We start from the raw sequence: 12,501 nt of genomic DNA on the forward strand, positions 1-12,501 counted from the left end.
GGCTTATACTGCGGATAAAAACGCATTTTACCTCATCTACATAAGTACGTTACTAGACCAACAATCAGTGTTGATCAGTGTAGGCGAGCGTGAAGCCCCTGTAAATCATAGACTTCTAGGTTTTTCAAATAGCGCAGACCTTCCACTGCTGCACGCGCACTGGACATCGTCGTATAGTATGTAACCTTATGAGCCTGCGCACTCATGCGAATCGAGCGCGAATCAGCGATCGCTGTTCGAGTTTCATCGACAGTCGTGAACACGAGTGCGATCTCGCCATTCTTGATCATGTCAACTATATGCGGCCGACCGTCTTTGACTTTGTTAACAACTCTGATTGGAACACCCGAGGCCGAAATAGCTGCAGCCGTGCCTTTAGTTGCAACTAAAGGGTAGCCAAGCTTGTGAAGCATGCGTGCCACCTCGACGGCCTTTAACTTATCTGAATCCATCACAGTAAGAAGAACGGTGCCTGAGGCAGGTAGCCGTGAGCCCGCAGCTAGTTGCGATTTGAACAGCGCCTCACCGAACGTGCGTCCAATGCCCATCACTTCACCGGTCGAGCGCATCTCCGGTCCCAGCACTGGATCAACAGTTGGGAATTTAATGAATGGGAGTACAGCCTCTTTTACGCTGAAGTAAGGCGGCTTAATCTCTCGTGTTACTTTCTGCATAGCCAAAGTCTGTCCAACCATAACACGCGCGGCGACTTTAGCAAGTTGCAACCCAGTTGCTTTTGATACGTACGGCACTGTGCGTGAGGCACGTGGATTCACCTCTAATACATAGATTACATCGCTAAATGTACCATTTAGCTGCGGAACCTGCTGAATTGCAAACTGCACGTTCATTAATCCAATTACGTTTAGCGCTCGCGCCATTGCCGCCGTCTGCCGCCTGAGTTCGGCGACGGTCGAATCTGATAGCGAATAAGGTGGCAACGAGCAAGCGGAATCACCAGAGTGAACACCGGCTTGCTCAATATGCTCCATAACCCCACCAATAAAAACAGCATTACCGTCACAAATGCAATCAACATCACATTCGATTGCATCATTCAGAAATCGGTCTAATAGCACGGGGGAATTATTTGATACTTTAACCGCTTCACGCATATAGCGTTCTAGGTCGCGCGGCTCATGCACGATCTCCATCGCACGGCCGCCCAGAACATAGGAAGGGCGAACAACCAGTGGATAGCCAATCTCGCCGGCCAGTTGCAGGGCTTCGTCCTCAGTATAGGCGGTACGGTTTGGAGGTTGACGCAGCCCTAGAGATTGCAATAATTTCTGGAATCGTCCGCGGTTCTCTGCCGCATCAATCATATCTGGTGAAGTACCTATAATCGGCACACCATTAGCTTCTAGATCTAGCGCTAGCTTTAATGGCGTCTGCCCCCCGTATTGGACGATTACACCGAGTGGTTGCTCCTTGTCGACAATCTCGAGTACATCTTCGAGCGTTAGCGGCTCGAAATATAGTCGATCTGATGTATCATAATCTGTCGATACAGTTTCTGGATTACAGTTGACCATAATCGTCTCATAGCCATCTTCTCGCATTGCCAATGCGGCATGGACACAGCAATAGTCGAACTCAATACCCTGGCCAATCCGATTCGGTCCGCCGCCTAATACTATAATCTTTTTATTTGTCGTTGGCTGTACTTCGCACTCTTGTTCATACGTTGAGTACATGTATGCAGTTTTCGTTGAGAACTCTGCTGCACAAGTATCTACACGCTTGTATACTGGTCGCACATTTAACTCGATTCGACGCGCGCGTACTGCGGCAGGGCTTGTATCCATAAGCTTAGTTAGCCGCCGGTCTGAGAAGCCGCTTTGCTTCAGGTAAAAAAGCTCGTCCCGCGATAGACTAGCTAGTGAACGGCTTAAAAGTGCTTTTTCCTTCCGGATGATCTGCTCGATCTGAGCAAGAAACCATGGATCAATCCCGGTTTCGTCAAAGATCTCGTCGCGTGATAAGCCTATGCGGAATGCATCGCCGACATACCAAATTCTATCTGGGCCTGGCGTACTAATTTGCTTGACAATCTCATCACGGTCTGTCGACTTTTCGTCTAGCCCATCCACGCCGACTTCTAGTCCACGAAGCGCTTTCTGAAAAGATTCCTGGAACGTGCGTCCGATTGCCATCACCTCGCCAACGGACTTCATTTGAGTGGTCAAGTGCGGATCGGCTTCACGGAATTTCTCAAACGCAAAGCGAGGTACCTTCGTGACTACGTAGTCAATCGTTGGCTCAAACGAAGCTGGCGTCTGTCCACCGGTGATCTCGTTCTTCAACTCATCTAACGTATAGCCAATAGCAAGCTTAGCTGCGACTTTTGCGATCGGAAAACCTGTTGCCTTTGATGCAAGCGCAGATGACCGAGATACGCGAGGATTCATCTCGATCACGATCATGCGACCATCACGCGGATTGATTGCAAATTGCACATTTGATCCGCCAGTATCAACGCCGATCTCGCGGAGCACCGAGAACGACGCGTTTCGCATCAACTGATATTCTTTGTCAGTCAGCGTTTGGGCAGGCGCAACAGTGATTGAATCGCCAGTGTGGATGCCCATTGGATCTAGGTTTTCGATTGAACAGACGATAATACAGTTGTCACGCTGGTCACGTACAACCTCCATTTCGAATTCCTTCCAACCGAGTAACGATTCCTCAATTAGCAACTCTCGCGTAGGCGAGAGATCTAAGCCACGCTTGCAGATATCCTCAAACTCGACACGATTATATGCAATTCCCCCTCCTGAGCCGCCGAGCGTGAATGACGGCCGAATCACAACTGGATAGTCGGTGCCACCGATTGCTTGAGCAATATCAGCCTGAACCTTTAGCGCCTCTTCCCATGAACTCGCAATCCCCGATTGAGCTGATCCCAACTCGATCCGGCTCATTGCCTCTTTGAACTTCTGCCGATCTTCGGCCTTATCAATGACCGCAGGCGACGCGCCAATCAACTCAACACCATATTTATTTAACACGCCATTCTGATGTAGATCTAGCGCGCAGTTCAGCGCGGTTTGACCTCCCATCGTTGGCAAGATTGCATGAGGACGCTCTTTTGCAATGATTGCCTCGATGACTTCCCAGGTAATTGGTTCAATATACGTGACATCAGCTGTGTCCGGATCCGTCATGATTGTCGCCGGATTACTGTTAACTAACAGTACTTTATAGCCTTCCTCGCGCAGCGCTTTACACGCCTGCGCGCCGGAATAATCAAACTCGCATGCCTGGCCTATGATGATCGGCCCCGCGCCAATGATAAGAATACTGTGAATGTCTGTCCGTTTTGGCATAACACTACTCGCTGATGTGCGCGTGTATCGCGCTGATATTCGTGTTTAGATAGTGTAATGCAGCGCATGCTACACCTGTACTTATACTGCATCTTGACTACCTATAGCAGCTTCGTAGGTAGTAAAGCTCCGCGCAAGCATACAGTACTAGGTAGTAATCATATCGCATCCGCGACTAGCCTTTCTCGCCTCGATTAGATTTATGAATCGATCAAATAAATAGCCGATGTCGTGGGGCCCTGGCGATGCTTCTGGGTGTCCTTGGAAGGAAAACGCGGGCTTATCTTGTAAAGCAAACCCTTGCAGGGTGCCATCGAATAGCGAAACGTGCGTAATCTTTGCTTTGTCTGGCAGCGTTGACGCGTCAACTGCGAAGCCATGGTTTTGTGAGGTGATGACCACTTTTCCATTATCAAGATCTTTGACCGGGTGATTAGCACCATGGTGGCCAGTCTTCATTTTCAACGTCTTTGCGCCGAGAGCCAGCGCCATGATCTGGTGGCCCAGACAAATACCAAACGTCGGCACACCGCTCTCGATTAATTCGCGGCTTGCACCAATCGCGTAATCGCACGCCTGTGGATCACCAGGTCCATTAGATAGAAATACACCGTCAGGATGAAATGCGAGCGCGTCAGCAGCGCTGGATTGGGCAGGTAAGACAGTGACATGACACCTTCGCTCAGTCAGCATGCGCAGAATATTGCGCTTAATGCCGTAATCAAATACGACTACTCGGTACTTCGATGTTTTTTGTATCTGGTAGCCAGCACCTAGACGCCATTCGGCTTCGGTCCACTTGTAGTGCGCATGTGTTGACACCGCTTTTGCTAGATCTAAGCCGTCTAGACCTGTAAATGACTTTGCTAGATTGATTGCCTCCCGCTCGTCGGTCCCAACGATAATACAACCTTTCTGCGCACCCCGATCGCGCAGAATTCGAGTTAACCAGCGCGTGTCTAGGCCGGCAATTGCAACTACACCCTCGCCCACTAAATAGTCAGAAAGCGTACATTGAGAGCGAAAACTGGACGCCAGCACCGGAAGATCGCGAATCACCAGGCCAGCTGCATGGATGCGATCTGATTCAACATCTTCTCTATTGATACCAACATTTCCGATGTGCGGATACGTTAGCGTAACAATCTGGCGAGCGTAGCTAGGGTCGGTAAGGATTTCTTGGTATCCGGTGATTGCAGTATTGAACACTACCTCGCCAATCATATGGCCGGTGGCGCCGATTGAATAACCTCGACAAATGGTGCCATCGGCAAGTGCAAGCAGAGCAGGAGAAAAAGATGGCAACACGGGGGGCTCCTTCCGGGGGGCATCCTACTGCCGACCTGTCATCCATATTTTATGGGAACGCATTATCCGTTTTTTAGGCTATTTTTACACACGGATAATGTGCTTAAAATGGTCCCTGCCGCGAGTGACAGGCTTCAACAGAATCGGGCACGCAACAGATAAGCAGCTTTGGAAAGGCAGGCAATAGAGTGCAGGTTAATTAATTTAATTTTTCTTACTATAGCTTAAAATTAAGCTAACCTCAAATCTACTAGATTAATAGCTCCCTCCAATGGATGACTACTTCTTAGTCTGGATTTCAGCAGAAAAATTAATAATATACAGCTAATGTACCAGCAAGTACTCAGCAAATCTTATGTGGATGAGAATGCCAGTGCCGACTAATATGTCGCGGGGAAGTGCTGCCCTGGTGCTGCTGGAGGGAAATAAGGAAAGATTTCTCCGGAAGCAACACTACTGCCTAATACATCTACGCTTAATCTATGTTCCGTATATAACGTTCCTTAATATAAGGCCCCTATCGGTGTTTTCGCACATGGTGGAGCGCATGGTGTTTTCGCACATGGTGGAGCACATGGTGGAGCGCATGGTGTTTTCGCACATGGTGGAGCGCATGGTGTTTTCGCACATGGTGGAGCACATGGTGTTTTCGCACATGGTGGAGCACATGGTGTTTTCGCACATGGTGGAGCACATGGTGGAGCGCATGGTGTTTTCGCACATGGTGGAGCACATGACCATGCGAATGCCTATAAATCTTTGCGCGGCTAAGGGCGGTGACTTTAGTTTTTCTAGTGAGCATAGCAGCACTAGTTGACTTCGTGATACTTTTTCCTGCCTTCGACCGGGCTTTCTTAATGTTAATGCGCCCCAGTCCGGAAATACGCACGACGCGGGGCGTACGCACCCCTTTACGTGCGTTGCAGCACGTAATAGCCCACTTGTTCCGTGTATGTGCCAAGATCTTTGCTGAGCGCCGCGCGCGCGGCGCCGGCAACGCTTTAGTAGTCACCCTCTTGATCGGGACGTGCAACATTAACCGCTGACCTGCCATCAGCATATTGCGTCGCATATGGTTCCATCTCTTAATCTGTGCAACTGTCACCCCATAGCGATGCGCGACGGTTGTAATCGACTGCCTGTGCTGGAGGCGGATCAACATCTTACGCATGTCTAGCACGTATGGCTCCATTGCTAGCACTGCATTTTCTGCAACGTCGGCGCTAATATCTTTATTATTATTATGGTCTTTAGGCACTAGAAGCGTAGAGCCGGACTTAAGTCGCATGCCAGCTGGAATTTTGTTGACTGCCATTAACATATGCGAATCGATGCCGATTTTCTTGGCTAGTACTGCCGGCGTCGCGCGCTCGGTTACTTTATATATCGTCCATGTCGATAGATTGCCATTGTACTCCCTTAAATTTCTCTCAAATACGTTGGCATTCTCAAATGGTAGTAAGATCTGAGGTTGTGATGCACCAAGAATAACTAATTGCTTAAAGCCAGGATTCAGCGCACGAAATTCATCAATCGAAAGAACTGCGAGCTTAGATGCTACTTTGATATCGAGATCGCGAGAAGTCGTTACGGTAACGAAATACGGGTGATTCGGAATATCCGGCAATGTTAGTCCATATTTCTGCGAGTTCATCACAATGTTTTTCACCGCCTGCAGCTTTGGAACATAATTGCGAGTTTCGGACGGCATTGATAGACTACGATAATCGGTCGGCAACTCGCGCGCTAGATTTCGCGCAATGGCACGTTTGACACTACCCTCGCCCCAATTATAGGCAGCCAGAGCTAGATACCAGTCGCCGAACATATCATGCAACTTCGTTAGATAATCGAGTGCCGCACTAGTCGAGGCAACAACGTCGCGCCGTTCGTCTTGGAACATATTTTGTTTTAATTTGAAGGTTCGCCCTGTTCCAGGCACAAACTGCCACATGCCAGCTGCCTTGGCAACTGATAGCGCATGCGGATTAAACGCTGATTCTACGAACGGCAACAGCGCTAACTCTGTTGGCATATGTCGCTGCTCAAGCTCTTCAACAATATGATATAAGTATTTTTTTGAGCGGTCAGTCATACGCTCGACGTAGTTGGGGCGCCGTGCATACCAATTTGTTTCGATGTTGACTAGATCACTTTTTAGATCCGGAATCTGGAATCCCGAACGAATCCGGCTCCATAAGTCATCGGAGCCTTGCAGGGCTTGTACGCTGCTATGATCAACATTGATAGTACGTTTAGAGGAAGAGAGAGTGGCGTGCTTCTGAACTGGATTACTTTCAACAAGCCGTGGGTTCCGCGAGGTAGAAAGTGTAGGGAAAACTGGTTTAGAAAGTGGAGCCGAATTCTTGCTGTTGCTCGCGCAGGCGGCAAGCAACAGTGTTAACAGCACGCTAAGTATTAATCGCATTGAACGTCTCAAATTCCAAAGGGCTGCCGGAAAATTGGATTTTAATGGTACGCAGAACGCGTGTATCTCGTCAATACGAAACTGCCAAAAATCCTGCAAAATCTTAGCTTTGATCCTTGTTTTTTTAGGTCTTGTTCGAACTCTACTACTTATGTGCTGGTTGTAGCACGCGCCGTTGCTATAAGACGATATATTGCTTGAATTCCGCAATATATTTAACGTCTTCGGAAGAGGTTTTTTTATGCGTATCCTACGTGTCGGCTAGTTGCTAGCGGATCAAGGACGAATCAGCTTGCAGGAATGAATAGGCGCGTTTTTTACGATCTATCCTATAACCAATCGTGGTTAAAACAGTCGCTACTTCTAAGTGCGTAACCCCTTATTCCAGGATAAATGCGCATGTGATGTTAAGCGGCGCATGTGTTTATGCGCATTATGCACTGTTGTAGCATTAGGCAAAAATGATAGTATCTGCTACTGACTATTCTCGAACAGATACGAATAACCGCTAAAAATAACCTGTGCTACACAGCAAACAAAAATTAACTGTCATCCCAACAATATAATTAGCATCTGTTAGACGAGCAGTATAGCACTTCACTAAAAGTGTTATGGCTTTAGGAGGTCGGTAATTAGCGCAGAATTTCCAGGATGAGTGTGTATTTTAATCCGAACCAGCATTATGCGCTGATCTAGCTTCTCAGGGTACGTTTGTTACGTACAATCGATAAACAAATGTTAAACCAACCAATTATAGACTGGCCAACCTGGACTAAATCGCCACCGGGCCAATACATACTTGCGTGGGAGCAAAACCAAGTCGATCGCCTAGTATCTGATATGTTCGGTTATTACGCGGTACAGTTAGGCTTGCCGCAACTCGATGCGTTACGCGAGAACCGTATGCCATGGCGCGGCCTAGTTTTAGATGTAGCTAGCGGCGGCAGTGCGCCCTATCAGTGGCCATGCCAGAACAGCCATGACGCCGCCGGCACTAGCTGGTACCACGCTCCACCGCAACGCGAAACACTTTGGTCTAATTTCTTAGACTTGCCGTTCGAATCGCAAAGTGTAGACCTACTGATTCTGCCGCATACCCTCGAGGTTACGCATGACCCACATCGGCTGCTACGTGAAGCCGAGCGCGTTCTCGTACCAGATGGACGCCTCGTAATCGTCGGGTTTAATTCACTCAGCCTATGGGGTATGCGACAGTCGATTAGCCGAGGCAAAAGCCATGCGTTTCTTCCAATAGCACACGATCTCATCGCCTTTACAAGGATAAAAGACTGGATCAAGTTGCTCGGCCTCGAACCTGACTATGGCCGCTTCGGCTGCTACCGCCCGCCAGTGGACACCGAGAAATGGTTTGCTCGGTATGCATTTATGGAAGCAGCTGGTAATCGCTGGTGGCCTATTTTAGGCGCAACGTATGTGATCACTGCAATCAAGCGAGTATATGGCATGCGGCTAATCGGCCCGACCAAAGCTAGAAAACAGGCGCTTGCAGCAGCGCTGCACCCGATTTCGGCGACTAACGTCCGATGACGATAGCAGCCAGGCGACTAGCATGGTGTATCGCCTCCCTCTTATTAACGAACTTATGGAAGTTAACACCATTATTGAAATTTACACGGATGGTGCATGTAAAGGCAACCCGGGTCCGGGTGGCTGGGGCGCTTTGCTGCGCTTTGGCGCTCAGAAAAAAGAACTATTTGGTGGCGAGCGTTCAACAACTAACAATAGGATGGAGTTGATGGCTGTCATCGCCGCCTTCGAGGCACTCAAACGACCATGTAAGACCGTTGTCCATACCGACTCAAAATACGTACAACAAGGAATCAGTGAGTGGATTCACGGCTGGAAGAAAAAAAACTGGATGACTACAGCAAAAAGTCCAGTTAAGAACGCTGATCTGTGGAAACGGCTTGATGCGTTGAGCGCGCTACACGAGATCGAATGGCGCTGGATCCGCGGCCACGCCGGCCATCTAGAAAATGAATGGGCGGACGCGCTAGCTAATCGAGGTGTAGCATCATTAGAGTAGGTATAGGTCATATACTGACCTATCTCATCCTAATTTCGAATAGGCAATCTTATTATGCGTCTTCTTGTTCTCGATACTGAAACCACTGGTTTAAACGCTAAGGGTGGAGATAGGATTATTGAAATCGGCTGTGTCGAAATCATCAACCGGCAATTGACTGGTAATAATCTGCATTTATACATTAATCCGGAGCGAGATAGCGATCCTGGCGCATTAGCTGTGCATGGATTGACTACAGAATTTCTGCGCGACAAACCGAAGTTCTCAAAAATATCCGCTTTGCTACGCGATTTCATCAAGGATTCCAGCATCATTATTCATAACGCACCGTTCGATATTAGCTTTCTCGACGCAGAATTTTCGATGCTAGGATTACCACCGTTTCGTGATCATTGCGGTGAAGTAATCGATACGCTGCTGCAAGCTAGGGCAATGTTCCCTGGCAAGCGCAACTCACTGAATGCACTATGCGATCGCTTCGGCATTAGCAATACGCATCGTACGCTGCATGGTGCACTTCTTGATGCAAAATTACTAGCCGATATCTACTTAAAAATGACGCGAGGCCAAGAATGTTTAGCTATTGATATACTAGCTGACACGCCAGGTCTGGCATCGGTAGCTACAGAGCGAGTGTCGCTTGCCCAATTTCAACTACCCATTCTCAGTGCAAACGATGATGAGCTGGCCGCGCACGCTGACATGCTTGATCAACTCGATAAAACACTCAAAAAGCTTTGCGTATGGAGGGAGACACTATGTCTAGCGAATAAACCTCTACCCATAGCGACTGTATGATACTTCAGTGGTACCACGTAGTTGATTCTTCGCATCAAAGCTTGGATGTTGAGAACATATCTCAGGCCCGTAAAGAGCTCTTTACGGGCCTGGAAAATACGGTCATACTACTAAACTAGTATGGGTGGTTAGCTCAGTGGTAGAGCACTGTCTTCACACGGCAGACGTCACTGGTTCGATCCCAGTACTACCCACCAACTATTCAAAAAAAACTAGCTCCGTATTTTTCGAAATATAAAATGTATATGAAAGCGTACTGCTGTAGCAGTCTAGCGGAAAGTCAATGGCTCGATCAGAAACGGCAAAAATCGCTGAAACAAGCATAACTAAGCACTAGCATTTATCTGCTATATAGCAAGAGATTTATAGCGTGCATCTATTAATGCACGCAGGACATAAACTATATCGCAGGCTAGAGAAAAGAGAATACAATAAAATATGCTTCTTATAGCGCATCGTAAAAGGTGCTTGCGCCCATTAGCGGCGCGTTTAGAGGCGCATTCCGCGACTATCGCGCAGCGCTTTGAGCCAGGTACATAACGAGCTGAGGCGAAAATCCTTAGCTGCAATAAAGCCGTGTAGCATAATCGGTAGCCATAGACGCCAGCCTGGCGCTGTACCGTAATGGCGCAAAACTGCAAGTTGATTGCGAAGATGAAAATAGTGCTTTGTTGTATAAAGACTATTACGCAAGCGTCTATTCGAACTGCGTAGATGATCAACAACTGCCGAAGGCACGAGCCAGATAAACCATCCAGAGCGACCTAAACGTAGCGAATATTCTGTATCATCGTAGGCGAGAAAAAACGATGCATTGGGTAAACCAACATCACGAGCCGCCTGTGCACTTAATAAGAATCCAACAAAAGATGCTATATCTACCTGCATCCGGACTTTATAATATAATTTTCGTGGGATAACAGACTCTCGGAGAGTCTTCGGATTGAACATGCGTCGATGCATCAGTGCGACATGGCCTAATTCAACGACGCTTGAACACAGCGCTCCTACACGCTGTTCCAAGGCGGCAGGTAATACGTCTCTAAAGCACTCTACGAGATTAGGTTGCGCGATGGCATCATCATCCAACAGTAGCATCCAATCAGCACCATGCATTATGGCTCGCTCGATACCGGCTGCGAAACCGCCTGCACCGCCTATGTTTTTCTCGAGCCGTAAGACATAGACGCTTTTAAAGCGTTGTAATACTTGCGCTGTTTCGGGTGAGCTGGCGTTATCAACTACGACTATAGACTGTAGGGCACTAGTTTGTGACAATAGAGCTCGCAGTACATCCTCAAGCAGCTGAGCCCGATTATGTGTGACAACAATCGCTGTAATATTCACTGCAGAGGATCCACGAAGAAAACCGGAATATCATGTCCTTTATCTTGTGCCATAAGAAATATATTTGCCGCATCAAGTGCTTCCCGTATCGTTATATGCATGTCCAGATAGCGATAAGTACCTAAACGGCCTACGAAGCTTACGTTGCGCTCCTGCCTCGCCAGATCTACATAATGCTTTAGCAGTGTCTTTTCTTTTGCAAGGCCGATTGGATAGTACGGAATATCGTTTTCACCGCAGAATCGGCTATATTCTTTGAAGATAAGCGTGCGCTCGTGCGATTCCCACGGAACAAAATGCTTGTGCTCCGAAATGCGAGTCCAGGGTACTGCAACATCGCAATAGTTAATTACTGCATTACCCTGATAATCGCCATGATAGCGCGACGCTTCGAAATCGAGCGTGCGGTAGCCAAGACGGCCGTCTTTATATTCAAACCACTTATCGATAGGACCACTATAGAACACATGCGAATATCCTTCTGCATGTCCGTACTCGAAGCATTCGTTCAGATTAATTTTAATCGAAGGATGATCTAATAGCTTTTCCACGATATATGTGTAGCCGTTCCTAGGCATACCTTGATAAAGGCTGCTGTAATAATTATCGTCGTAATTAAAGCGCACGGGTAAACGCTTTAGAATACTTGCCCGAAGCTTTGTGGCGTGTATACCCCATTGCTTAGCCGTATATCCGAGAAAAAATGCTTCATAGAGATCGCGACCGATAAACTTTAGTGCCTGCTCTTCGAAATTCTGGGGTATATCAATAGATTTATCGCTCATGGATGCAAGAAAAGTCTTAGCTTCCGATGGCGCTAGTGCTTTATCAAAGAATTGATTAATAGTAAGCAGATTGATTGGGAGCGTGTAGACGCGACCTTTAACGATTGCTTTGACTCGGTTAACGAACGGCATAAATTCGTCAAAATGGTTGACAAACTTCCAAACGTGCTTGTCATTGGTATGAAAAATGTGTGGACCGTAGACATGGACCATCACACCCGTCTCCTTGTCGCGTTTCGAATAACAATTACCAGCAAGATGAGGCCGGCTATCGAATACGTCGACGCTATATCCCTCAAGTGCAAGCCTGTATGCGAGAACTGCTCCGGTAAAACCCGCCCCTACAATTCCGATTTTCTTCACTTCCTAACCCTGCAAGGACTCAAAATATGCGGTACTGTAGTACCGAAAGCTGCATAATTCTATTCAAGATTAGCATCTTGCTGAATTTTTTGGTAT

The 12,501-nt window shown here is 47.7% G+C and carries 8 protein-coding genes and 1 tRNA gene; 4 read left to right on the forward strand and 5 right to left on the reverse strand.

Features of this window, described 5'->3' with window-relative positions:
* Positions 1-74 precede the first annotated feature (74 nt).
* The 3 genes from carB to GJV44_RS01180 form a co-directional block, all read right to left on the reverse strand.
* A complete protein-coding gene (carB, locus tag GJV44_RS01170) occupies positions 75-3,329 on the reverse strand; it encodes a carbamoyl-phosphate synthase large subunit (RefSeq protein WP_226806684.1) in 3,255 nt (1,084 codons plus the stop codon).
* A gap of 147 nt (positions 3,330-3,476) precedes the next feature.
* Entirely contained in the window at positions 3,477-4,637 is a 1,161-nt protein-coding gene (gene carA, locus GJV44_RS01175) for a glutamine-hydrolyzing carbamoyl-phosphate synthase small subunit (RefSeq protein ID WP_226806685.1), read from the reverse strand.
* Between the two features lie 517 nt (positions 4,638-5,154).
* On the reverse strand, positions 5,155-7,065 hold the full coding sequence (locus tag GJV44_RS01180; protein WP_226806686.1) for a transglycosylase SLT domain-containing protein: 1,911 nt from the start codon (positions 7,063-7,065) through the stop codon (positions 5,155-5,157).
* Positions 7,066-7,800: 735 nt separating this feature from the next.
* On the opposite strand from GJV44_RS01180, the gene GJV44_RS01185 reads away from it, so the two are divergent.
* From GJV44_RS01185 to GJV44_RS01200, 4 genes are all read left to right on the forward strand, one after another.
* The gene (locus GJV44_RS01185; protein WP_226806854.1) at positions 7,801-8,613 is read left to right on the forward strand and encodes a class I SAM-dependent methyltransferase; all 813 of its coding nucleotides are present in this window, start codon (positions 7,801-7,803) and stop codon (positions 8,611-8,613) included.
* Between the two features lie 55 nt (positions 8,614-8,668).
* On the forward strand, positions 8,669-9,112 hold the full coding sequence (rnhA, locus tag GJV44_RS01190; protein WP_226806687.1) for a ribonuclease HI: 444 nt from the start codon (positions 8,669-8,671) through the stop codon (positions 9,110-9,112).
* 54 nt (positions 9,113-9,166) lie between these two features.
* Positions 9,167-9,910 carry a DNA polymerase III subunit epsilon gene (gene dnaQ / locus GJV44_RS01195; protein ID WP_226806688.1) on the forward strand — a complete coding sequence of 248 codons (744 nt, stop codon included), beginning with the start codon at positions 9,167-9,169 and terminating at the stop codon, positions 9,908-9,910.
* Positions 9,911-10,032: 122 nt separating this feature from the next.
* Positions 10,033-10,107: transfer RNA gene (locus tag GJV44_RS01200), tRNA-Val, on the forward strand.
* Between the two features lie 292 nt (positions 10,108-10,399).
* Here the strand turns inward: GJV44_RS01200 and GJV44_RS01205 are convergent.
* On the reverse strand, positions 10,400-11,257 hold the full coding sequence (locus GJV44_RS01205) for a glycosyltransferase (protein WP_226806689.1): 858 nt from the start codon (positions 11,255-11,257) through the stop codon (positions 10,400-10,402).
* Positions 11,254-12,405 (reverse strand): UDP-galactopyranose mutase, encoded by a 1,152-nt coding sequence (gene glf / locus GJV44_RS01210; protein ID WP_226806690.1) that lies wholly within the window; start codon positions 12,403-12,405, stop codon positions 11,254-11,256. The genes GJV44_RS01205 and glf overlap by 4 nt, the downstream gene beginning before the upstream one ends.
* Positions 12,406-12,501 lie beyond the last annotated feature (96 nt).

This window comes from Candidatus Vallotiella adelgis, assembly GCF_020541305.1.
Taxonomy (GTDB): domain Bacteria; phylum Pseudomonadota; class Gammaproteobacteria; order Burkholderiales; family Burkholderiaceae; genus Mycetohabitans; species Mycetohabitans adelgis.